Below are 23,573 nucleotides of genomic sequence, written 5' to 3'. Positions count from 1 at the left end.
GAATTGCCAAAGACGGATGGTCTATCTGCGGATGAGAAGCCGAACCGGACGACCGGTAGCGGCGATCGGGATGAGACGGATGGGACTTCGCGGGGTATTGCAAGCGCTGGTGCTGGCCGGGCTGGCCGGTCTAGGCCTGCCTGCGTCTGCTGCAACGATTCCGATCGCGAATTTCAGTTTCGAGACGGGGCCTAACGGCAACCAGCCGGGCCGTACGAACGGCATCCGCTTCAACAATCTGGGCAGTACAGCGCCGGGTTGGGATACTTATTCGACGCTTTCGGGCTGGTCGAAAGGTGGCGGCGGCGGCCGGGTGGAGATACAGAACAACCGTTCGACGGCTTTGAATGCCCATGACGGGTCGCACTTCATCTCGCTCGATGGCGGGCCGGGGCGCAATGCCTCGATCAGCCAGACGCTGACGCTGGCGGCGGGGGTCTATGCGCTGTCGTTCTGGTACAGCCCGGAAAACTGGAACGCGGCGACCAACACGATCAGCTACAACCTCGGCAATGTGGTGAACGGCCGGGTCACGGTCGGCACGAACGGTGCGGCGGTCGGGGTCTGGACGCAGGTCTATACCCGCTTCGCGATCCTGACGCCGGGAAGCTATACCTTGTCCTTCGGCGCGCTCGGCGCAGCCGACGGTGTCGGCGGCTTCATCGACGATGTGACGCTTATCACGACGGTTCCCGCTCCTGCAGCGGGGTTCGCGGGCCTGACCGGGCTTGCCGCGCTCTGGGGTGTCAAGCGGCGCAAGCGCCGCGCCGCCTGATCTGTCGCCCGGGTCCTTGCCTGGGCCCTCAGCCGAGTCCGAGCTTCTTCGCCACCATCTGATTGACGACCGCCGGATTGGCCTTGCCGCCGGTGGCCTTCAGCACCTGGCCGGTGAACCAGCCAGCGAGCTTGGCGTTGACCTTGGCCTTCTCGACCTGTTCGGGGTTGGCCGCGATCAGGTCATCCAGCGCCTTTTCGATCGCGCCGGTGTCCGTGACCTGCTTCATCCCGTGTTTCTGGGCGACTTCGGCGGGGTTCTGGCCCTTTTCAGTCGTCCAGAGAAGTTCGAACAGGTCCTTGGCCATCTTGGTGGTGATCTCGCCCGAGGCGATGAGGTCGAGCATGCCGCCAAGTTGCGCGGCGGAAACCGGGGTGGCTTCGACCGACAGCCCCTCCTTGTTGAGACGCCCGAAGAGTTCGTTGATCACCCAGTTCGCCGCCTGCTTGCCGTCGCGGCCCTTGGCCACAGCTTCGAAGAAAGCCGCATTCTCGGCCTCGGCGGTCAGCACGTCGGCGTCATATTCGGTGATGCCGTAACCGGTGACGAAGCGCGCCTTCTTCTCGTCGGGCAGTTCGGGCATGGTCGCGGCGATATCATCGACCCAGGCCTGTTCGATCTCCAGCGGCAGAAGGTCGGGGCAGGGGAAGTAGCGGTAATCATGCGCCTCTTCCTTCGACCGCATCGAGCGCGTTTCGCCCTTGTCGGGATCGTAAAGCCGGGTTTCCTGCACGACCTTGCCGCCATCTTCCACGATGGCGATCTGGCGGCGCGCCTCGTATTCGATCGCCGCCTGAATGAATCTGAGCGAGTTCATGTTCTTGATCTCGCAGCGGGTGCCCAGAACCGAATGATCGCCCGTCGCCTGGTATTTCTCGTAGTCGCCCGGCCGGCAGACCGAGACGTTGACGTCGGCGCGCAGGTTGCCGTTCTGCATGTTGCCGTCGCAGGTCCCGAGGTAGCGCATGATCTGTCTGAGCTTCGCGACATAGGCCGCCGCTTCCTCGGGGCCCCGGATATCGGGGCGCGAGACAATCTCCATCAGCGCGACGCCGGTGCGGTTGAGGTCGACGAAGGACATGGTCGGGTCCAGGTCATGGATCGACTTGCCCGCATCCTGTTCGAGGTGGATGCGTTCGATCCGGACCCGGCGGGCGACGCCCGGGCCCATGTCGACGATCACTTCGCCCTCGCCGACGATCGGGTGGTAAAGTTGCGAAATCTGATAGCCCTGCGGCAGGTCGGGGTAGAAATAGTTCTTGCGGTCGAAGGCCGAGGTCAGGTTGATCGCGGCCTTCAACCCCAGCCCGGTCCGCACCGCCTGCGCCACGCAATATTCATTGATCACCGGCAGCATCCCCGGCATCGCCGCATCGACGAAGGCGACGTTGGAATTGGGCTCGGATCCGAATTCGGTCGAGGCGCCGGAGAAGAGCTTGGCCTTGGAGGCGACCTGCGCATGGACCTCAAGGCCGATCACAAGCTCCCAATCCTCCTTCGCGCCATGGATGACCTTGGGCGTCGGGGTCTTGTAGGAAAGATGGTCTAGCATGGGTCCGGTCCTCGATCTTCACCGGGCTTTCTAGGCGAGAGCGCGGCGCGGGGCAAGGTTTCGGGAGTGCAGGCGCGCGATACGGTCAGGACAGTTTGAATATCCGCGCGATCTCGTCCAGCGCCTCCTTCTGTCGGATCGACAGATCGCCGCCAGCGGCCGCGCCGATATCTTTCAGGATCGCCATCAGCGGCATGAGACCCTGTGGACCCGAGAGCCGGTAAAGCCGCTTGGTCAGGCGCGGGATCGACTGGGCCGGGCCGTTCGATTCGTTCATCAGCCAACGGCCAAGGATCGCCAGTTCACGTGCTGTCTCGACATCGCAGCCAAGGTGACGACCGAGCGCCGCCACGGCGGCATTCTGGGTCTCGACCGAGGGCAGGCCGCCCAGTTCGAGAAAGGCAATGGCAAGCGCGCCGTCCATGACCCTTGGATCGTCAGTGCTGTCGACAGGGTGAACATTCGCCCGGCGGCGGAAGCCGAAGCGGCGCGCGGCGCCCATCACGTCGCTGGCCATATCGGCAAGCTCATGCGCCATGTCGCCAGCGGCCCGCGCGCGCTGTGCCCAGAAATAGGCGGCGAAAATGATCCCGATCAGGCCGATGATGAAGGGCATCCAGCTTTCCTCTCTCCGGTTCCGGGCGAGCGCTACGCTGGCTTTTGGGCTAATTCATGTCAACCATAGGCGAGCGCGTTTTCCCGATGGTGGTCGCGCCAGACCGGGATGGCGCGTGACCGGAATTCCTCGGCCAGCCGTTCTGGGGCAAAGGCCGATGTCGCGGGCACTTCCACGACGCGACCATTTGCAAGGTTCAAGTGGCAGACGGTGCCGGATGCGGGCGAATGGCCGATGGTCACCGAAGTGACGTCGCGCAGCGCATGGCGGCTTTCCATCGCGTCGCGGAAGAGGCTGATCGCATCCGGCCCGATGCGGAACCCTTCCGCCTCGTTCTCGATGATGCGCGCCAGCGTGTAACCGAGCGCCGGCCCGGAGAAGAGCGCAGCGATCAGCCCGAAGCCCTGCGTCCAGCCCGCGTACATCACCGCAGTCCAGACCGCGAGCGACAGGTAGGACCAGGGCCCGCGCGCCTGGCGTCGGTATTCGAAGATCTCCGTGACCATGTCAAAACACCCAACAGTTCCCCGAACGCGACTATCGCCGCGCACCGTTGAGACCGATAGTACAGCCACTATTTCGCCGTAATTTTCGCCCGCGCCGGAAACATTGGGGTGACGAGTGTGAAATTGTCCAGCGCCATGGTTCGCGCCTTACGTTTGCCGCGCCGCCAGCATTCGCGCGAGCATCTCGGTCGAATCGCGGCTGAGCCCCGGCGTGGCGAGGACCCGCTCTATCGCCGCCCTGGCCTTCGCCCGGCGCCCGGCGTCGTAGCGCGCCCAGGTCTCGAACGCCGTCGACATGCGCGCCGTGGTCTGGGGGTTCAGCGCATCGAGCCGGATGAGCCAGCCCGCGTAGAAATCATAGGCCGCGCCCGAGGATTGGTGGAAACCCGCATGGTTGGCAGAAAGCCCGCCCATCAGCGCGCGGAAGCGGTTGGGGTTCTTCCAGTCGAAATCAGGGTCGGCCGCAAGGCGTGCCGCAACGCCGGGCGCATCGGCGGGCGGGGCATGCAGGACCTGCGAGGCGAACCATTTGTCCATCACCAGCCGGTTTGCGCCGAACCTGTCGCGGAAATCGGCAAGGGCCGCCTCTGCTGTGCCGTTCTCGATCAGGCAAATGAGCGCGCCCTGACGCACGGTCATGTTGGTTGCGCTGGCGTAGAGCGCCTTCGCGCGTGCGCCGCCGTCGATCCGGTTCAGATAGGAAAGCGCGGCAAGCCGCAAGGCGCGGGCGCCGGATTGCGCCGCATCGGGTGCGTAGGCGCCGTGCACCTCCATGGCCCCGAACAACCGCTCGAAGGTCGGCTCAAGCCGTGCGGCGATCGCCTTTGCCAGCCGCTTCTGTTCGGCGTGAATGCGGTCGGGGTCGGGTTCGTGACCGGCATCGGCAAGGCTTTGCGCCAGATCGTCGGCCGAGGGCAGGTGGAGGCAGAGCGCCCGGAAGGCCGGGTCGAGGCTGTCGTCGCCGGCCATCGCCTCTAGCGCCGAGATCAGCTGACCCGAGGGGTCTTCGCCCTCAAGGATCATCCGGGAAAGCGCATCGCGGGCAAGCGACCGCCCGGCCTCCCATTTGTTGAACGGGTCGGTGTCATGCGCCAGCAGGAAGGCGCGTTCGGCCTGGGTCACCTTGCGGTCAAGGACAACGGGCGCCGAGAAGCCGCGCAGGATCGAGGGGATGGGCCGGGTCGCCAGCCCCTCGAACCGGAAGCTTTGCGTGCCTTCCGTCATTTCGAGAATGGTGGTCGGCAGGATCTCGTCGCCGTTGGGGTTGAGGAGCCCGACCGCGATCGGGATCACGCGGGCCGGTTTTTCCGCCTGCCCCGGCGTGGGGGCGGTGGCCTGGGCGAAGGTCAGGGTATAGGTGCCGTCGTTCCAGGCCTCGCTGACCGAAAGGCGCGGCGTGCCCGCGTCGGTATACCAGCGCTTGAACTGCGTGAGGTCGCGGCCCGTCGCATCCTCGAAGACCTTCAGCCAGTCCTCGATGGTGGCCGCCTCGCCGTCATGGCGGTCGAAGTAGAGGGCGAGCGCGCGGCGGTAGCCATCGTCGCCCACGAGGTGCTTCAGCATGCCGATCACCTCGGCGCCCTTTTCATAGACGGTCGCTGTGTAGAAATTGTTGATCTCGACGAAATGATCGGGCCGGGGCGGATGGGCGAGCGGCCCCATATCCTCGCGGAACTGGCGGGCGCGCAGGGTCAGCACATCCGCGATCCGCTTCACCGGGGCCGAGCGCATGTCGGAGGTGAATTCCTGATCGCGGAAGACCGTCAGCCCCTCTTTCAGGCACAGCTGGAACCAGTCGCGGCAGGTGATGCGGTTGCCGGTCCAGTTGTGGAAATATTCGTGCGCGATCACGCCTTCGATCCGTTCGAAATCGAGGTCGGTCGCGGTCTCGGGCGAGGCGAGAACGAGCTTCGAGTTGAAAATGTTCAAGCCCTTGTTCTCCATCGCGCCCATATTGAAGTCATCGACGGCGACGATGTTGAAAATGTCCAAGTCATATTCGCGGCCGTAGACCTCCTCATCCCAGGTCATCGACCGTTTGAGGCTGTCCATCGCATAGTGGCAACGGTCCAGATCGCCCTTCCGGACCCAGATGTTAAGCTCTACCTCGCGACCGGACCGCGTTGTGAACCGGTCGGGCAGGTTCACCAGATCGCCCGCGACCAGCGCGAAGAGATAGGCGGGCTTCGGCCAGGGGTCGTCCCACTCGGCCCAGCCCTTTCCCCTGCCCTCGGGATTGCCGTTTGACAGAAGCACGGGCATCTCGCTTTCGATCCTGACGCGGAAGGGCGCCATCACGTCCGGCCGGTCGGGGTAATAGGTGATCTTGCGAAAGCCCTCGGCCTCGCATTGGGTGCAATAGATGCCGCCCGACATGTAAAGCCCCTCAAGGGCGGTATTGCCTTCCGGGTCGATCTCGACCTCGGCTTCCCATGTGAAGGGGCCTTGGGGCAGATGGGCGGCGGCGACGGTCAGGCCCCCGGCGGTGATCGCCAGCGCGCTGTCGGGCAAAGGCTTGCCGTCGATGGCGGCGGAGATCAGTTTCAGCTTCTCGCCATGCAGGAACAGGTCATGCCGCCCGGGACGGGCCGGGTTCGGTGTGAAGGCGATGCGCGAGAGGACGCGGGTGGCGCGGGGCTTCAGCCGGAAGGTCAGCTCGACCTGAGCGATCTGGAAGGGAAAGGGCTGATAATCCTTGAGATAGATCGTCTCAGGCGTTGCGTCGCTCATCTGGGCCCTCCCGGTCATCCGGGTCGGACGTTAGGCCGTCCGTCCCGGCGCCGCAATCAGGCCCGCCCAATCTGCCGGTCCGATCGGTCAGTCTGCGCCGATGAAGGCGGCAAGCTTGCCGAGCGTCTGGAGGCCAAGCTCGACCGCGCCGAAGCCCTTCGCGGTTTCGCACTCTTCGGCGGTCACGAAGATCATCGACAGGGTGACCCTGGTCCTTGCGCCCAGATCCTCGAACCGCGCGGTGGCATCGGCATGCTTCGGTCCGTTCTCGCCCCAGAGGAGCGCATAGTCGATGCCACCCTCGGGATCGAAGCGGTGATAGAGATGGTGGTTGGGATAGACCGTCCCGTCCGGCCCGATCATGTCGAAGACCCATTCTCCGCCCGCGCGCAGGTCGATGCGCCGGGTCTTGCAGGAAAACCCGTCCGGCCCCCACCATTGCCGCAAGGCCTCGGGATCGGACCAGGCGGCCCAGACGGCGGCGACGGGCGCGTTGATGATCCGTTCAAGTGTCATGGTCCGGTCTGCGGCCCCGATGTCCATCACAGCGTCCCCGCCAGTTCATCGAGTTGCCCGGCAGTCACCTTCCAGCCCTCATCGAACCCCATCTCGCGGTTTGCCTTCGCCTCGCCTGCCGTCCGGTGGCGCGCGATGCAGACGTGGCGGGTACCCGTGCCTTCCGGCGCGAAGGTCAGGATGGCGGTGAAGTTCGGCCCGAAATCTGCGCCCGGCGTCTCCAGCGGGGCGTAATCCTCGCCAAAGAGGTCGGTGAACACGAGTTTGCGTTCCGGCACGACCTCGAGGAACGATCCCTCGTTGCTGACGGTCGGCCCCTCGGGCCCGCTCGCCGCCATGAAGAAGCGCCCGCCCGGGCGCAGGTCCAACACCGCCTCGGCCACGAACCAAGGCCGGGGCAGATACCATTGGCAGAAAAGCTCCGGTTCGGTCCAGCAGCGCCAGACGAGGTTCGGCGGTGCCTTCAGAGTGCGTTCGATCACGATGTCACGTTCAGGGTCGATCTTCATGCTCTGTCCTTTCCCTGTTTCGGGGGCCGGAGTCATTTCATCAGCCCGCGCGCGTAGTCTTCAAGCTGCGTGACGACCGTGCCCCAGCCGTCGTAGAAGCCCATGTTCTTGTGGATCTCGGCCTTCTCCGAGGACCGGTGGCGGGCGATGGCGGTATAGGTCGTGCCGCCGCCCGGCGCATCGCCGAGGATCAGGATCGCGGTCATGAACGGGTCTGGCGCGGGCTTCCAGCCTTCGGTGTAGCCGTCGGTGAAGACGAGCTTTTCGTTCTCGATCAGCTCTAGCCAGACGCCGTGGTTGTCCATCAGGTTGCCCTCGACCTCGAAGGTCGTGTTGAACCGGCCGCCCACGCGCAGGTCGATGTCGCAAGCCGTGACCTTGTGGGGGCGCGGCACGAAGAAATGCGGGATGTGGCGGGGCTGGGTCCAGCATTCCCAGACGAGCGCACGGGGGACGGAGAGCGTGCGGGTGAAGCTCAGGTCAGTCTTGGGGTCCAGATCCATTGCCGCGCTCCTTCATCAGGCGGGTTACGTAATCGTCCAGCCGGTCGAGCCGCCCCTCCCAGATCGCGCGCTGCTCGTCGAGCCAGCTTCTGACCGGCGTAAAGGCGCCGGGCACCAGCGTCACGGTGCGCACCCGACCGGCCTTGTCGCTGGTCACGAGGCCCGCCTCCTCCAGTCGGCGCACATGGCCCATGAACGAGGGCAGCGCCATGTCGAAGGGCGCGGCCAGCTCGCTGACCGTGGCAGAGCCGCGCGCCAGCCGTTCAAGGATCGCACGGCGAGTGGGATCGCCGAGGGCCTGGAACAGATGGTCGAGCTGGCCGGGGGAAAGGTTCATCGATCCGTCATCAGTTATGTCATCGCCTAACTATTCCTGTCAGTCGAGTCGCGCAAGTAAAAAGTTAGGAAGATGACTTACTATTATTTGCGAAAGGTGATTTCGGCTTTTCCGGCAAACGGAGTGGACCGGAACATTGCCGGGCGGGGCGGCATCCGGTAGGTCTTTCAACAACGGCATACTTTTGTATGCGGCAAAGGAGGCGAACCATGCGGGTCGAGCGGAGCGGGCTTTCGGTGGCGGCGGAACTGGCCGCCTTTCTGGAAGAGCGGGCGCTGCCGGGGACCGGCATCGCGCCTCAGCGGTTCTGGGACGGGTTCGCGGCGCTTCTTGGCGACCTGGCGCCGAAGAACCGCGCGCTCCTTGCCAAGCGCGAGGATATTCACGCCCGGATCGACGCATGGCACATCGACCGTCGCGGCCAGCCGCATGATCACGAGGCCTACAAGGCCTATCTCTCCGAGATCGGCTATCTCCTACCCGAGGGCGGTCCCTTCCAGATCGACACCGCCAATGTCGACCCCGAGATCGCCAGCGTTCCCGGGCCGCAACTGGTCGTTCCGATCACCAATGCCCGCTATGCGCTGAATGCCGCGAATGCCCGCTGGGGCTCGCTCTACGACTGCCTCTATGGCACAGATGCGATGGGTTCGGCCCCGCCGCCCGGTGGCTATGAACGGGGCAGGGGCGCGCGGGTCGTGACGCGGGTCCGGGTGTTTCTGGACGAGGCTTTTCCCATTCAGGGCGCCAGCCACGGGGACGTGCGGCGCTATCATGTGAAGGACGGCCAGTTGCTGGTCGATGACCTGCCGCTGGTCGATCCAGCGAAATTCGTGGGCTATCGCGGGAATCCGCGGGCACCGGACGCAGTGCTTCTGAAGAACAATGGCCTGCATGTCGAACTGATCTTCGACCGGGCCCATTTCATCGGCTCGCGCGATCAGGCCTGCCTCGCCGACGTGGTGATCGAAAGTGCGATGTCGGCGATCATGGATTGCGAGGATTCCGTCGCCTGCGTCGATGCCGAGGACAAGGTGCAGGCCTATGAGAACTGGCTTGGCCTGATGAAGGGCGACCTGACCGAGACGTTCGAGAAGGCTGGGCGCAGCCTGACCCGGCGTTTGAACCCCGACCGGAGCTACACCGCGCCGGACGGATCGGACCTGACCATCAAGGGCCGCGCGCTCCTCTGGGTCCGCAACGTCGGCCATCTGATGACCAATCCGGCAATCCTTCTGCCCGACGGCTCGGAGGTGCCCGAGGGGCTGATGGATGCGATGATCACGGTCACGATCGCGCTCCATGATCTGCAGAAGACCGAAGGCCCCCGCAATTCCACGCTCGGCTCGGTCTATGTGGTCAAGCCGAAGATGCACGGACCCGAAGAGGTGGCCTTCGCCGACGAAACCTTCGCCCGCGTCGAAGAGGTGCTGGGCCTGCCCGCCCATACGGTCAAGATCGGGATCATGGACGAAGAGCGGCGGACATCCGTCAACCTCAAGGAATGTATCCGCGCCGCCCGCCATCGCGTGGCCTTCATCAACACCGGTTTCCTCGACCGGACGGGCGACGAGATCCATACGTCGATGGAGGCGGGTCCCTTCAGCCGCAAGGATTTCATCAAGCGCAAGGGCTGGATCGGCGCCTACGAGAACCAGAATGTCGATATCGGCCTGGAATGCGGCCTCTCGGGCCGCGCCCAGATCGGCAAGGGCATGTGGGCGATGCCAGACCTGATGGCGGCGATGCTGGAACAGAAGATCGACCATCCCAAGGCCGGTGCCAATTGCGCCTGGGTGCCCAGCCCGACGGCGGCGACGCTCCATGCGCTCCACTATCACAAGGTCGACGTGATGGCGGTGCAGGCGCGGCTGAGGAAGGGCGGCAGGCGCGCCTATGTCGATGCGATCCTCGACATACCGCTTGCGACATATCGCAAATGGACGCCCGAACAGGTCGCGCGCGAGGTGGAAAACAACGTGCAGGGCATCCTCGGCTATGTGGTGCGCTGGGTCGATCAGGGGGTGGGCTGTTCCAAGGTGCCCGACATCAACGATGTGGGCCTGATGGAGGACCGCGCCACCTGCCGCATCTCGGCCCAGCATGTGGCGAACTGGCTGCATCACGGCGTCGTCGATGCCCAGACGGTGATGGCCGCGCTGCGCAAGATGGCCGAAGTGGTGGACCGCCAGAATGCGGGCGACCCCGCCTACCGGCCGATGGCGCCGGGGTATGACGGTATCGCCTTCCAGGCGGCCTGCGATCTGGTCTTCAAGGGCCGCACGCAGCCGTCGGGCTATACCGAGCCGGTGCTGCACGCGCGGCGGCTGGAGGTGAAGGCAGCGCTGCAGGGCTGATCCTTCCGGGGCCGGCGGCGAGAGGCTCCGACCAGGGCGTAGCGCATGCCTAACGGAAGCTTGGAAAAAGCTTAGTTTACTTGCACGATGAGAGCCGCCCCTCTGGGGCTCCTGAAGCGGCGGGCGCCGCGTCGACGAGGTGCGGACATGGCGCGCGATCCCCGCTACGATATCCTGTTCGAGCCGCAAAGGATCGGCCCGAAGACCGCGCCCAACCGCTTCTATCAGGTGCCGCATTGCAATGGCGGCGGCTATCGTGACCCCTCGGCCGTCGCCGCCATGCGCGGGGTGAAGGCCGAAGGGGGCTGGGGCGTGATCTTCACAGAACAGACCGAGATGCATCCAACCTCGGAAATCACGCCCTTCATCGAACTGAGGCTATGGGAGGATCAGGACATTCCGATGATCGCCCGCATGGCCGATAAGATGAAGGAACACGGGGCGCTCGCGGGCATCCAGCTGGCCTATTCCGGCATCAACGGGCCGAATTTCTACACCAAGGAAGTGCCGCTCGCCCCTTCCGCCCTGCCGATCCGCACCTTCACCAATGATCCGGTGCAGGCCCGCGCGATGGACAGGTCCGACATCCGCAACCTGCGCCGCTGGTTCGTGACGGCTGCCAGGCGCTGCGAACGGGCGGGCTTCGACCTGATCTGCCTTTACGGCGCGCACGGGTTCGGCATCTTCCAGCATTTCCTCAGCCGCGCCACCAACCAGCGGTCGGACGAATATGGCGGGAGCCTTGAAAACCGCTCGCGCTTCGTGCGCGAGGTGATCGCCGACATGCGCGACGCGGTGGGCGACAGGATGGCGCTGACGCTTCGTGTCTCGCTTGACGAGACGATCGGCGATCTGGGGTTTTCCAATGCGGAGGTCCGCGATTTCATCGCGATGAATGCCGATCTGCCGGACCTGTGGGACCTGGCCCATGGCACATGGGAGGATTGTTCCGGCCCCTCGCGCTTCAGGGAGGAGGCGGCGCAGGAAGCTTTGGTGAAGGGCATCCGGGAGTTGTCGGACCGCCCCGTCGTCGGCGTCGGCCGCTTCACCTCGCCGGATGTCATGGTGCGCATGGTGCGGCAGGGCGTCCTGGATTTCATCGGCTGCGCCCGCCCGTCGATTGCCGATCCGTTCCTGCCCTTGAAAGTGGCCGAGGGCCGGATCGAGGATATCCGCGAATGTATCGGCTGCAACATCTGCATCACCGGCGACATGACCGGCGGCATGGGACGCTGCACCCAGAACCCGACCTGGATGGAGGAATGGCGGCGCGGCTGGCATCCGGAAAGGATCGCGCCGAAGGGCGAGAGCGCGTCCGTGCTGATCATCGGCTCCGGTCCCGCGGGCCTCGAGGCCGCGCGGGCGGCCGCGCTCCGCGGCTATGAGGTGGCAGTGGCCGAGGCGCGGGGGATCATGGGCGGGCGGGTTGCGCGCGAGCGGCTTTTGCCCGGCCTCGGCGCCTGGGGCAGGGTGGTCGATTACCGGCTTTATCAATTGCGTCAGTGGGCCAATGTTTCGCTCTATCCCAATTCGGCGCTGACGGCCGATGAGGTGATGGCCTTCGGCTTCGAACATGTCTGCGTCGCCACCGGCAGCCGCTGGCGCGCGGATGGCGTCGCGCGCCAGCATGTGGTGCCGATCCCGCGTGACGGGTGTCTTCCGACCTTCACGCCCGACGATCTGATGGAGGGACGGCTGCCCAAGGGCCGCGTCGTCCTCTTCGACGACGATCATTTCTATATGGGCGGAGTGCTGGCCGAACTGCTGGCCGCCACGGGCTGCGATGTGACATTGGTGACGCCCGCCGCCTTCGTCTCGGACTGGACGCGCAACACGCTGGAACAGGCGACAATCCACCGCAGGCTGGCGGACAGGGGTGTCGCCATCCGGTTGAACACCGGCCTGGCCGCGATCACCGCCGACGGGGTGGAAACCTGCTGCAGCTACACAGACGGGCGGGGCCATATCGGTTGCGATGCCCTGGTGATGGTGGCGTCCCGCCAGCCGGAGGACGGGCTTTATCGCGAACTTCTGTCCCGCAGGCCGGACTGGCAGGCGGCAGCCATCCGGTCGGTGCGACTGATCGGCGACGCGGCCGCGCCGGGGCCGATCGCCTGGGCGACCTTTGCGGGGCACCGCTATGCGCGCGAACTTGATGCCGGGCTCTGGGACGAGGAATGGGGGGACGATCCGTCCTTCCGCCGCGAGGTCGTCGGACTGTTCCGGGACAGATGAATATTGCGCCGCCGGATTTCTTCAAGAAATCCGGTCCGATATCTTTTCAAGATATCGGTGCCTTCGGTCGAACGGACGGAAAGAGTGGTTCAGCCGCCCCAGGTGCGGACCGGGCCGCAATCCATATGGACGAAGTTGGAGCGGGAATATTTGCCGACGCCGCCGGCCTCGCAGGCCGATGCGGCGCGGTAGATCTGCGCGACCGAGCGCGCGCGCAGCCGCAGGTCGGCGGCCTTGGCCTGGATATGCAGCGAATTCTTCGCCACCCCGCGCGAGCCTTCGCGCAGCATGGCATTGGTCTTCTTGGTGCGGTAGCCGGACAGCAGCATGTAGGGTTCGTCGACCTCAAGCAGACGGTGCGAGGCTGCGGCGATATCGATGGTGCGCGGGTCGATCGATTTGACCTCATCCGAGCGCCAGTCGCGCATGAAATAGCTGATCTCGTTCAGCGCTTCGGGGATATATTCGCCCTCGATCCAGTAGATCGTGTCGAGGCTTTCACCGGTCCGGCCGGAATACATGCGGATGCGGCGTACATCGCCCGCGCCGCGCAGGAAGCCGAAGGCATTCGAACAGGTCGGCGCGGCCGTGATCAATGTGGCCGCAAATACACCCAACAGCCCGCGGCGGCTGACCCCGTTCTTGCCTGACATGTTCATCCGTCCTGTCCCGTTCCGCTTAAGGCGCGGTTCTTGGTGCAACTTATCCCCAAGTGCCCGCGTTTTATGCCACGGGAAGATTCGCCTGCCAACCACGCAAATGTCTACGGATCGGAAAATAAGGATATTCGGCAGAATCCCGCTCAGATCACGGTCGCGTGAACGGATCGCCGGATTAGTGGCCCAAAATCCGCAATCCGCGAGATTTTGTGGCCCCTTATCCGAATCGCCCTTGGAGTACTTTGCCAAACACTTCAAGCCTGTATTCTGAAGACGCATAGTCCTTGAGGTTTCGATGATCCCCGCGGGAGCCATTTCCCATGCCCGTCGCCGCCTGTCTTGCGGCGCGTCCGTCCTTCTTGCCCTGCCGCTCGCCGCGCTTCTGTCGCTGGGCGCGTCGGGCGCGAGCCATGCGCAGACCGCAACCTTCCGGTCGGGCCTGTCCGAGGCTGCGGCGGAGGATGCGGCGATCGCCGGTTTCTACCGCGACCATGGCTATGCGACGCTCTGGACCGGCCCGGGCGACGCCCGGCGCCGCGAGGCGCTGTTCCGGGCGCTGGCCGAGGCGGGCGATCACGGTCTGCCCGTCGGAAAATACGAAGCCGAGGCGCTGATGCAGCGCTTCCATGCGGTCCAGTCCGAGGCGCAGCGTGCGCGGCTCGAGGTGGATGTGACCCGCACGTTCCTCGCCTATGCGCGCGACGTGCAGAGCGGGTTCCTGACGCCTGCCGCGATCGACCCGACCATCGTCCGCGAGGTGCCGCGCAAGGAGGCGCGCGCCCAGCTTGACGGGTTCGCCGCCGCCGATCCGGTCGCCTTCATCGCCGCGCTGCCGCCGTCGGCGCCGGAATATGCGGCCCTGCAGAAGGCGCGTCTCGATCTGGTTGCCGCCATCGACGCGGGCGGCTGGGGGGCGAAGGTTCCCGACGGCAAGCTGACGCCGGGCGACGAAGGGGCGGCCGTGATCGCGCTTCGCGACCGGCTGATCGCGCTTGGTTATCTCGCGCCCAACTCGAACGCCACGTTCGATGGCGAGTTGAGCCGCGCGCTGCAACGGTTCCAGATCGACAACGGGCTGACGCCCGACGGCGTGGCAGGCGACGGCACGATTGCCGAGATCAATCGCAGCCCCGAAGAGCGGCTGGAATCGGTGCTTGTCGCCATGGAGCGGCTGCGCTGGATGAACGGCCTGCCGCTCGGCGCGCGCCATGTCTGGGTCAACCTTCCCGATTTCACCGCCAAGGTGGTGGACGAGGGCCGCGTCACCTTCGAGACGGTGACGGTCGTCGGCCAGAACCGCAAGGACACCCGCAGCCCGGAATTTTCCGACCAGATGGAGTTCATGGTCATCAACCCGACCTGGAACGTGCCACGCTCGATCACGGTCAAGGAATATCTGCCGATGCTGCAGAAGAACCCCAATGCGGCCCGGCATCTGAGGATCGTCGACCGGTCGGGGCGGCAGGTGGACCGCGCCGCGGTCGATTTCACCCAGTTCACCGAACGGAACTTCCCCTTCTCGATGAGTCAGGCGCCGTCGGACGGCAATGCGCTCGGCCTGGTGAAATTCATGTTCCCCAACCAGTGGAACATCTACCTGCATGACACGCCGCAAAAGCCGCTCTTCCAGAAAGAGGTGCGCGCCTTCAGCCATGGCTGCATCCGCCTCGGTCGGCCGTTCGATCTGGCCTATGTGCTGCTCGCGCGTCAGACGGATGATCCCGAAGGGCTGTTCCACAGCCACCTCGATACCCGCAAGGAAACCGTGGTGACGCTCGATCAGCCGGTGCCGGTGCATCTGGTCTATTACACCGCCTGGCCGAATGCCGAGGGCCATATCGACTATCGCCGCGACGTCTACGGGCGTGATGGCGCGATCTTCGAGGCGATGCGCGCGGCCGGGGTGGCCTTGCCGACGGTTCAGGGGTAAATCTCGGCGCTGAGAGGCGCGGGAGTACCCATGGCAGAGACCGGTCATACTATCGAAGAGATCGCGCGTGCCATCGGCGGCGCCGCCGTCGGCGAGGCAAGCCTTCGCGTGACGGGCGCGGCGGAGCCGGCGCAGGCGGGGCCGGATCAGCTGGCGTTGGCCATGGACCCGAAATATGCGCCGGGCCTTGCGCTGGGACGGGCGCGCGCGGCTGTCCTTTGGGCCGATGCCGACTGGCAGGCACTGGGGCTGACGACCGCGATCCTCGTCGGGCGGCCGCGGCTGGCGATGTCGGGCCTCACGCGGCTCTTCGATCCGGGGCCCGAGATCGCGCCGGGCATCCATGCAAGCGCGGTCATCGACCCCGGTGCCAGCATCGCCCCGGGCGCGGCGATCGGTGCCTTTGTCGTCATCGGCCGAGGGGTCCGGATCGGGGCGAACGCCCGGATCGCCAGCCATGTCACCATCGCCGAAGGGGCCGCGATCGGCGCCGACGCGCTGATCCACACCGGCGCGCAGATCGGCGCGCGGATCACGATCGGCGACAGGTTCATCTGCCAGCCCGGCGCGGTGATCGGATCGGACGGCTTTTCCTTCGTGACCGAGAAGAAATCCGGCGTCGAACAGATCCGCGAGACGCTGGGCGAGCGCGGCGAGGTGACGGACCAGAACTGGCTGCGCATCCATTCGCTGGGCACCGTCGAGATCGGCGATGATGTCGAGGTGGGTGCCAATTGCGCCATCGACCGGGGTACGATCCGCGCCACGCGGATCGGCTCGGGGACGAAGCTCGATAACCTCGTCCATATCGCCCATAACGTGACGGTCGGGCGCGACTGTCTGCTCTGCGGTCAGGTCGGCATCGCCGGATCGACACGCATTGGCGACCGGGTGGTGATGGGCGGGCAGTGCGGCGTGGGCGACAACCTTTTCGTCGGCGACGACGTGATCGCGGGCGGCGCGACCAAGATCATGTCGAACGCGCCTGCGGGTCGGGTATTGCTCGGCTATCCCGCGATCAGGATGGAAACCCATATCGACGCCTGGAAGAACATCCGCCGCCTGCCGCGCCTCTTTGCGCAGGTGGCCGAGCTTCGGGCGCGGTCGGGGGCGAAGGACGATGGCCATGACGGCTGACATCGCCGCCCAAGTGACCGCGATCCTTGCACGCGAGGCGCTTCTCGATGCTACTGAAGTGCGGGCCGACCTGCCTGCTTCGGACCTCGGGCTCGACAGTCTGGGCCTCGTCGAGGCGATCTTCGCCATCGAGGAGCGGTTCGGCATCACCGTGCCCTTCAATGCCAACAGGCCCGAGGCGACCGCCTTCGGCACCGCGACCGTGGGCGAGATCATCGCCGAGGTCGAGGCGCTCGTGCGCGCCCGGGGCTGAGGCCCGATGCGGCGGGTGGTCATCACCGGGGCGGGCACGGTCAATCCGCTTAGCCAGTCGGTAGCCGACACCATCGCCGGTCTGATCGCCGGACGTACGGCGATCCGGACGCTCGACTTGCCCGATGCGGACCGGCTGACGGTGGGGATCGGTGCGCCGGTCACGGACTTCGATCCTGCCCGGCATTTCCCCCCCCGCGATCTGGCGCTTCTCGACCGGGCGACGCAGTTCGCCCTTCAGTCGGCGCGGCAGGCGGTGGCCTCTTCGGGCCTGACGGCTATGCCGCCCGGTGCGGGGGTGATCGTCGGCACGGCGGGCGGCGGGCATGAGACGGCCGAGGCGGCCTATCGCGCGGTCTTCGCCGAGGGGCGCGAAAGGGTGCATCCTTTCACCGTGCCGCGCCTGATGATGAATGCGCCCGCGAGCCGGATCGGGATCGAGTTCGGCTGCAAAGGGCCGACCTTTGCCGTTTCGTCCGCCTGTGCGTCGGCGAATCATGCCATCGGGCTGGCTTTCCAGATGATCCGCTCGGGCGCCGCCCCTGCGATGCTGGCGGGCGGTGCGGATGCGATGCTGACTTTCGGCGGCCTCAAGGCGTGGGAGGGCTTGCGGGTTCTCTCGCCCGATGGCTGTCGGCCGTTCGACCGGATGCGCAACGGGCTGGTGATGGGCGAGGGGGCGGCGATTTATCTATTGGAGGAGCGGGAGGCAGCGCTTGCGCGCGGGGCGCCGGTCCTTGCCGAGGTCGCCGGTTTTTCCATGGGCGCCGATGCCGAGGACATGGTCCTGCCGTCGGCGGCAGGTGCCGAGAGGGCGATGCGCGGGGCGCTGGCCGATGCGGGCCTCGCGCCCGGCGAGGTCGGCTATGTGAAGGCCCACGGGACCGGCACGCGTGCGAATGACCGGGCCGAGGCCGAGGCGATCCGCGCGACCTTTCCGGGCGGCGTTGCCGTTTCCTCGACCAAGGGCGCGCATGGCCATCTGATGGGGGCGGCCGGGGCGGTGGAACTGCTTGCCTGCCTCGCGGCGCTTCGGGGCGAGGGGATCGCGCCGACTGTCGGCCTCGCTGATCCCGATCCCGACTGCGCTCTCGACCTCGTGCAGCGCGCCCCGCGGACCGCCGAGGTTTCCGCCTGTCTGGCGAATGCCTTCGCCTTTGGTGGCCTCAACGCGGTTCTGGCCCTGCGCCGGGCGTGAAACGAAAACGCCGCCCGTGGGGCGGCGTCCTTCAGCTTTTCCCGTGTCCGCCTCAGGGCTTCGGCATCTCTGCCTTCACCGCAGTCAGCGCATCGGTGAAGCCCTTGAGCGAGATATCGACCGAGACGATCTTGTCCGGCGCGGCGATCGGCACGACCGAGATCGTGGCCTTGTTGCCCTTCTTCATCTTCTCGATCTCTTCGCCGGTGAAGCCGATCCGCGAGAAGCAGCCGACGACAGCGCAGAACGTGTAGGGATAGCTCTTGGGCGTGCCGCCGTCGATGGCAAGGCGCAATTCCTGCGGCAGGAGCGTTTCCAGGGGCACGATGACCGTGGCGCCGGCCACCGCCTGGCCGCCGTCGGGCAGGGCGACCATGGTGATCTCGGCCACCGAATTGCCCTTGGCATCCTTCAGAAGCTGATAGATCTCGCACGGGTCGGAACCGTCCTGGGTGCGGATGCAGCGCAACTGCCAGTCGCCATGCGTCGATTTGACATAAGGTTCGGCCACATTGGCCACGTCGGTTCCCATGTTCAGTTCGGTCCCGGTGACCGGCTGGTCGGTGGCGGGCGCCTCGGTGACATTCGGATTCTCGGTCGTGGTCTCCTGCGCGAGGGCCATCTGGCCGAGCGAGAGGCTCAGCACGAGCGGCAGGAGGAGCGAGCGGGCGGCAACGGTCATGTGAGCGGGTCCGTCGAAGGTTTCTGTTGGTGCGTGCCTTAGCACGGGGTACGGCGACTGTCAGGGGCAAAAGCGGTGCGCGGGCCGGTCGGGGCAGCGGAAATTCGCCAGGTTCGAGAGCGTGCGACCCAAAGCAGAACGGGACCCGATAAAGGGTCCCGGTCCATTTCTCGCTCCCTGTCGGACGGGCCGACTATCTCATTGGTCGTGACGCTAGAAGGCTTTCCCCCGTTCGTCAACATGAAAAATCGCCGCACTTGTAAACCGGTAGTTGACGGAAAAATCACGAAAAAAGCCGCGCCGATCGCGGCGCGGCCAGTCTGACAGGGAGGAAGTCATATCCCTTGCGCGCACAGGCGCGTCCGGGATGACGGGACTATGGCATTGCAAGGTTAAGAATGTATTCTGCGGCCGTATCGCGGCGGGCGGACGCTGATCCGGCCGTCCACACTTGAGACGCTGGAGGATGTGCGCGTGACCACCGAACTGACCGAAAACGGCCTTTTCGCCGGGGGCGGGGGCGAGGCTTATGGCATCCCGCAGGAGCTGCTGCTGAAGTACGGCAACCGCCACGGGCTGATCGCCGGGGCGACGGGCACCGGCAAGACGGTGACCTTGCAGATCCTCGCCGAAGGCTTCTCGGCGGCGGGCGTGCCGGTCTTCATGGCCGACGTGAAGGGCGATCTGGCGGGCCTCGCGCGCGCAGGCTCGGAAAGCCACAAGCTGCACGAAGCTTTCCTGAAGCGTTCCGCGACCATCGGGTTCGAGCTTTCCTACCGCGCCTTCCCGACGGTCTTCTGGGACATATTCGGCGAGCAGGGGCACCCGGTCCGCACCACGATTTCCGAGATGGGGCCCCTGCTGCTGGCGCGGCTGATGGACCTTTCCGATGCGCAGGAGGGCGTCCTGAACATCGCTTTCCGCATCGCCGACGAGGAAGGGCTGGCGCTGCTGGACCTGAAGGACCTGCAGGCGATGCTGGTGTGGATCGGCCAGAATGCCGCCGAGATCGGGCTACGCTACGGAAATGTCGCGCCCGCGACCATCGGCGCGATCCAGCGCCAGCTCTTGGTCCTCGAAAACCAGGGCGGGTTGAAGCTGTTCGGCGAACCGGCGCTCGACCTCTTCGACATGATGCGTACCGCACCCGACGGGCGGGGACAGATCAACATCCTTGCCGCCGACAAGCTGATGGGCTCGCCCCGGCTTTATGCCACCTTCCTTCTCTGGCTTCTGTCGGAACTCTTCGAGACATTGCCGGAGGTCGGCGATCCCGACCGGCCGAAATTCGTCTTCTTCTTCGACGAGGCGCATCTTCTGTTCGATGACGCCCCAAAGGCGCTGGTGGACAAGGTCGAGCAGGTGGCGCGGCTGATCCGGTCGAAGGGGGTGGGGGTCTATTTCGTCACCCAGAATCCGGCCGACATTCCCGACGATGTGCTGGGCCAGTTGGGCAACCGGGTGCAGCATGCCTTGCGCGCCTTCACGGCGAAGGACCAGCAGGACCTGCGCCGCGCGGCCGAGAATTATCGCCCGAACCCGCGCTTCGATACCGAGACCGCGATCAAGGAAGTGGGCACGGGCGAGGCTGTGACCTCGTTCCTCGAGGCCAAGGGCGTGCCGGGGATGGTGGAGCGCACCTTGATCCGTCCACCGGAAAGCCGCCTTGGCGTGATCAGCCCCGAGGAGCGGGCGCAGGTGATGGCCGAGGGCGGGCTTGCGGGCAAGTACGAGCGCTCGATCGACCGGGAATCGGCTTTCGAACTGCTGAAGGCACGCGCAGACGCCGCGGCAAAAGAGGCAGCCGAAGCCGAGGAGCGGGCGGCGCGCGAGAAGGAAGAGGCGCGCGACTACAAGAAGGGCCGCCGCTATGACGATGCAAGCCCCTGGGGGCGCACGGAGAAGCCGCGCCGGACCACTTCCTCGCGCTCCGACAGCATTGCAGCGACCTTCGGGAAAAGCCTTGCGCGCCACGTCGGTTCCAGCGCCGGCCGCGCCCTGATACGGGGGGTGCTGGGGAGCCTCTTCAAGTCGCGCTGATCGCTCATCGGCCGGATCGAAGGCGCGACGGCGGGGGTGAAAATTTTTGATCAAAAATTCTCGTTGTCTCTGCCGTGATTTTGACTATGCTGTCAAAATCATTCTGACTGGAGATTCAAAATGACTCACGCCGTGCACTCGAAGTCCAACGAGGCGCTGTGGGAGACGGACCGTGCCCACGCCCTGCATCCTTGGACGAATTTCGGCCCCTTCGAGGAGAAGGGCGCCCTGGTGATCAGCCGGGGCGAAGGCTGTTACCTGTGGGACGCCGAGGGGCGGAAATATTTCGACGCGGTGGGCGGGCTCTGGTGCACCAACATCGGGCTCGGTCGCCGCGAGATGGCCGATGCGATCGCCGATCAGGCGATGAAGCTTGGCTTTTCCAACACGTTCGTCGACATGACGAACGACCCGTCCGCGCGGCTCGCGGGCAAGATCGCCGAGATCGCGCCGGGTGACCTCAACCGGGTGATGTTCACCACGGGCGGCTCGACCGCCGTCGATACGGCCGTCCGGATGGTCGCCTATTACCAGCATGCGCGCGGCTATCCGGCGAAGACCGACGTTGTGGCGCGCGACTACAGCTATCACGGCTCGACCTATCTTGCGCAGTCGGTGGGCAAGCGCCCCGGCGACCGGGTCGAGGAGTTCCGCTACAAGACCGAGGGCATTCATCATCTGTCCTGTCCCAATCCCTACCGCAGGCCCGCTCACTTAAGCGAGGCTGAGTTCTGCGATGACCTCATCGCCGAGTTCGAGGCGCTGATCGCCCGGGTCGGAGCGGACCGGATCGGCGGTTTCATCGCCGAGCCGATCCAGGCCTCCGGCGGGATCATCATACCGCCCGAAGGTTACCTGAAACGGATGTGGGAGATCTGCCAGCGTCACGAGATCCTGTTCATCGCCGACGAGGTGGTGACGGGCTTCGGGCGCCTGGGCCACTGGTTTGCGTCTCTGGATGAATTCGGCGTGCAGCCGGACGTGATCTGTTCGGCCAAGGGCCTGACCTCGGGCTATCAGCCGCTTGGTGCGATGATCCTGTCGGATAAGGTCTGGGACGTGATGGCCGAGGGCGGCCAGCGCTGGTTCACCGCCGGTTTCACCTATTCCGGCCATCCGGTCGCCTGCGCGGCAGCCCTGAAGAATATCGAGATCATGGAGCGTGAGGGCCTTCTGGCGCATGTCCGCGAGATCGGCCCCTACTTCCAGCGCCGCCTGGGCGAACTGGAGGCCCTGCCGCTCGTCGGCAATGTCCGGGGCAGGGGGCTGATGCTCTGCGTCGAGAATGTCGCCGACAAGGCCACGAAGGCGGTCCTGCCGGACGAGGCCAACGAGTCCAAGCGCATCTCGGACCTGGCCGAGGAGATGGGGCTGATGGTCCGCCCGATGGGCCATCTGAACGTGATGTCGCCCCCCCTGATCGTGACGAAGGACGAGATCGATTTCGTCGCCGAGACTCTGGAAAAGGCGATCCGCAGGGTGACGGACGATCTGGTGCGGGAAGGCTACCGGATCGGCTGACAAGTGCTTGCGAACGCTGGGTTAATTATTCACAACCGTGGCGCTGGCAACGTATGTCCGGGCGTATGCCTGAGGGTATGGCAGGACGTGGGCCTGCCGGGTCGCCGGACCGGTCGTTAACCATTTTCTGAAGACCCTGCGGTCGCCCTCGGTGCCAAGCCTACAGACAAGCCTACAGACAAGCCTACAGACAAGCCTACAGACAAGCCTACAGACAATGCGTTCATCGAAGCGTTCAATGGCTGGTTCCGGACCGAATGCCTGAACCAGCCCTGGTTCATGACCCTTGCGGATGCCGCCGAAAAGCTGGAGGCTTGGCGTAGATACTGCAACGAGGAATGGCCGCACGGTGCGATCGGCAACAAGGTCCCGATCATGCTGACGAAATCGGGGGGACTCACCAGCCCGTCACCCTGAGCGAAGCCGGAAACCTCCGCCGTCGGGCGGTCAACGTTGGGGATCAGATCACCAGCCGACGGACTCTGCCACAAGCAGGAGGGAAGTTGGGTCTGAAGTCAGCGATCATTTTCAGCGAAAGTCGAGATTCCAATCGCGTTGGGGAGTGTGTAGCGTCTCTCGGGAAAGTGGAAACGCCACAACCATGCAAGAGGTCACAATGTCCCTTCAGCCACGAAAAATCGTTTACTCTCAGACGCATGATGCGCAGTTGGTGGACTACCCGATCCGCGACATTGATGCTGACGAGGCATTCATGGAGCTCTTCATGAAGACCCGCAACCATACCATGACGGGCAAGGACGCAATGTTTGCGCTCTACAACGCCTGCAGGTATGTACATACCGTTGGCATTCCGGGGGCATTCGTCGAATGCGGAGCTTGGATGGGCGGCAGCGCAATCTTGGCGGGGTTAACCTTCCAGATGTTGGGCGCGCCGCGTCGCCTCTGGCTTTATGATACGTTCGAAGGGATGACCGCTCCGACCGAATTGGACGTTGATTTGAATGGCGCTACTGCGGCGTCGCTCATGGAAACCTATGGCGACGAGACAGGCTGGTGTTACGCCTCGCTGGAACAGGTCGAGAAGAATTTCATGGATGCCGGGCTGTCCACAGACAATGTGAATTTCGTGAAGGGTGACGTGCTGGAAACGCTCAAGACAGATGTTCCGGAGCAGATCTCCATACTGCGGCTCGATACTGACTGGTACGAATCCACGAGGCTCGAACTCGAACAGCTATATCCAAGACTTTCTCCCGGCGGAGTGCTCATCATTGACGACTATGGCTACTGGTCTGGTTCACGCAAGGCTGTCGACGAATACTTCGCCGGAATCAGGGCGCCAATGTTGAACCGCGTTAATGATCAGGTACGACTTTGCATCAAGATCTAGCTAGACCATCGTAGAGACAACATGAGATGACTTCCAATGGAACAGCCAGGACGGTGTCCTCATTCACGGAACCATATTTCGAGGTGTTCTCCGAGAACGCGGAATTAGGGTCAGGACCCATTAATCGGCTTGAGGCTGCCCGGCCTGCGTGATTCAAGCTCCCAAAC

The 23,573-nt window shown here is 64.9% G+C and carries 20 protein-coding genes and 1 pseudogene; 11 read left to right on the top strand and 10 right to left on the bottom strand.

Translation table 11 applies throughout. The features are described 5' to 3' along the window. Positions 1 to 79: 79 nt before the first annotated feature. Positions 80 to 775, top strand: coding sequence for a carbohydrate binding domain-containing protein (locus tag P0645_RS04580; protein ID WP_284163393.1), 696 nt, complete (start codon positions 80 to 82; stop codon positions 773 to 775). A 28-nt stretch (positions 776 to 803) separates the two neighbouring features. Here P0645_RS04580 and gatB read toward each other — a convergent pair whose 3' ends face one another. The 8 genes from gatB to P0645_RS04540 form a co-directional block, all read right to left on the bottom strand. Continuing rightward, positions 804 to 2,327 (bottom strand): Asp-tRNA(Asn)/Glu-tRNA(Gln) amidotransferase subunit GatB, encoded by a 1,524-nt coding sequence (gene gatB / locus P0645_RS04575; protein WP_284163392.1) that lies wholly within the window; start codon positions 2,325 to 2,327, stop codon positions 804 to 806. 85 nt (positions 2,328 to 2,412) lie between these two features. Next, complete coding sequence (locus P0645_RS04570) at positions 2,413 to 2,943, bottom strand: hypothetical protein (RefSeq protein WP_284163391.1); 531 nt, start codon at positions 2,941 to 2,943, stop codon at positions 2,413 to 2,415. A gap of 59 nt (positions 2,944 to 3,002) precedes the next feature. After that, positions 3,003 to 3,449: a hypothetical protein gene (locus P0645_RS04565; protein ID WP_284163390.1), complete on the bottom strand. Its 447-nt coding sequence runs from the start codon at positions 3,447 to 3,449 to the stop codon at positions 3,003 to 3,005. 147 nt (positions 3,450 to 3,596) lie between these two features. Next, complete coding sequence (pepN, locus tag P0645_RS04560) at positions 3,597 to 6,179, bottom strand: aminopeptidase N (protein ID WP_284163389.1); 2,583 nt, start codon at positions 6,177 to 6,179, stop codon at positions 3,597 to 3,599. Between the two features lie 87 nt (positions 6,180 to 6,266). Beyond that, positions 6,267 to 6,722 carry an SRPBCC domain-containing protein gene (locus tag P0645_RS04555; RefSeq protein WP_284163388.1) on the bottom strand — a complete coding sequence of 152 codons (456 nt, stop codon included), beginning with the start codon at positions 6,720 to 6,722 and terminating at the stop codon, positions 6,267 to 6,269. After that, on the bottom strand, positions 6,722 to 7,204 hold the full coding sequence (locus P0645_RS04550; protein WP_284163387.1) for an SRPBCC family protein: 483 nt from the start codon (positions 7,202 to 7,204) through the stop codon (positions 6,722 to 6,724). The genes P0645_RS04555 and P0645_RS04550 overlap by 1 nt, the downstream gene beginning before the upstream one ends. A gap of 32 nt (positions 7,205 to 7,236) precedes the next feature. Next, a complete protein-coding gene (locus P0645_RS04545) occupies positions 7,237 to 7,707 on the bottom strand; it encodes an SRPBCC family protein (protein ID WP_284163386.1) in 471 nt (156 codons plus the stop codon). Further along, positions 7,685 to 8,044, bottom strand: a complete 360-nt coding sequence (locus tag P0645_RS04540) for an ArsR/SmtB family transcription factor (protein ID WP_284163385.1) — start codon at positions 8,042 to 8,044, stop codon at positions 7,685 to 7,687. Before P0645_RS04540 ends, P0645_RS04545 begins: the two co-directional genes overlap by 23 nt. Before the next feature lie 209 nt (positions 8,045 to 8,253). Between P0645_RS04540 and P0645_RS04535 the strand changes: the two genes are divergently transcribed. Together P0645_RS04535 and P0645_RS04530 are read left to right on the top strand one after the other, a co-directional pair. Beyond that, positions 8,254 to 10,401, top strand: coding sequence for a malate synthase G (locus tag P0645_RS04535; RefSeq protein ID WP_284163384.1), 2,148 nt, complete (start codon positions 8,254 to 8,256; stop codon positions 10,399 to 10,401). Between the two features lie 147 nt (positions 10,402 to 10,548). Beyond that, entirely contained in the window at positions 10,549 to 12,636 is a 2,088-nt protein-coding gene (locus tag P0645_RS04530) for an oxidoreductase (RefSeq protein ID WP_284163383.1), read from the top strand. A gap of 89 nt (positions 12,637 to 12,725) precedes the next feature. On the opposite strand, the gene mepK is transcribed toward P0645_RS04530, so the two are convergent. Continuing rightward, positions 12,726 to 13,289, bottom strand: coding sequence for a peptidoglycan L,D-endopeptidase MepK (gene mepK, locus P0645_RS04525; RefSeq protein ID WP_284163382.1), 564 nt, complete (start codon positions 13,287 to 13,289; stop codon positions 12,726 to 12,728). Between the two features lie 301 nt (positions 13,290 to 13,590). Between mepK and P0645_RS04520 the strand changes: the two genes are divergently transcribed. Genes P0645_RS04520 through P0645_RS04505 form a run of 4 tightly spaced genes read left to right on the top strand, consistent with a single transcriptional unit; the run spans position 13,591 to position 17,812 of the window. Further along, complete coding sequence (locus P0645_RS04520) at positions 13,591 to 15,225, top strand: L,D-transpeptidase family protein (protein ID WP_284163381.1); 1,635 nt, start codon at positions 13,591 to 13,593, stop codon at positions 15,223 to 15,225. A 30-nt stretch (positions 15,226 to 15,255) separates the two neighbouring features. Beyond that, complete coding sequence (locus P0645_RS04515) at positions 15,256 to 16,362, top strand: UDP-3-O-(3-hydroxymyristoyl)glucosamine N-acyltransferase (protein ID WP_284163380.1); 1,107 nt, start codon at positions 15,256 to 15,258, stop codon at positions 16,360 to 16,362. Then, the gene (locus P0645_RS04510; RefSeq protein ID WP_284163379.1) at positions 16,352 to 16,615 is read left to right on the top strand and encodes an acyl carrier protein; all 264 of its coding nucleotides are present in this window, start codon (positions 16,352 to 16,354) and stop codon (positions 16,613 to 16,615) included. The genes P0645_RS04515 and P0645_RS04510 overlap by 11 nt, the downstream gene beginning before the upstream one ends. Before the next feature lie 6 nt (positions 16,616 to 16,621). Next, entirely contained in the window at positions 16,622 to 17,812 is a 1,191-nt protein-coding gene (locus tag P0645_RS04505) for a beta-ketoacyl-[acyl-carrier-protein] synthase family protein (protein ID WP_284163378.1), read from the top strand. Between the two features lie 52 nt (positions 17,813 to 17,864). Here P0645_RS04505 and P0645_RS04500 read toward each other — a convergent pair whose 3' ends face one another. Next, entirely contained in the window at positions 17,865 to 18,494 is a 630-nt protein-coding gene (locus P0645_RS04500) for an invasion associated locus B family protein (protein ID WP_284163377.1), read from the bottom strand. Positions 18,495 to 18,968: 474 nt separating this feature from the next. Between P0645_RS04500 and P0645_RS04495 the strand changes: the two genes are divergently transcribed. The 4 genes and pseudogenes from P0645_RS04495 (at position 18,969) to P0645_RS04480 (ending at position 23,406) form a co-directional block, all read left to right on the top strand. Beyond that, entirely contained in the window at positions 18,969 to 20,534 is a 1,566-nt protein-coding gene (locus tag P0645_RS04495) for a helicase HerA-like domain-containing protein (RefSeq protein WP_284163376.1), read from the top strand. A gap of 120 nt (positions 20,535 to 20,654) precedes the next feature. Next, on the top strand, positions 20,655 to 22,055 hold the full coding sequence (locus P0645_RS04490) for an aminotransferase (RefSeq protein ID WP_284163375.1): 1,401 nt from the start codon (positions 20,655 to 20,657) through the stop codon (positions 22,053 to 22,055). 204 nt (positions 22,056 to 22,259) lie between these two features. Further along, positions 22,260 to 22,472 (top strand): annotated as a pseudogene (locus P0645_RS04485) (integrase core domain-containing protein); the annotation flags it as partial. A 199-nt stretch (positions 22,473 to 22,671) separates the two neighbouring features. After that, positions 22,672 to 23,406, top strand: coding sequence for a TylF/MycF/NovP-related O-methyltransferase (locus P0645_RS04480; protein WP_284163374.1), 735 nt, complete (start codon positions 22,672 to 22,674; stop codon positions 23,404 to 23,406). Positions 23,407 to 23,573 lie beyond the last annotated feature (167 nt).

Origin of the sequence: Frigidibacter sp. SD6-1 (assembly GCF_030143255.1) — a bacterium.
GTDB lineage: Bacteria > Pseudomonadota > Alphaproteobacteria > Rhodobacterales > Rhodobacteraceae > TMP-24.
This window is presented reverse-complemented; position numbering and strand designations above follow the sequence as displayed.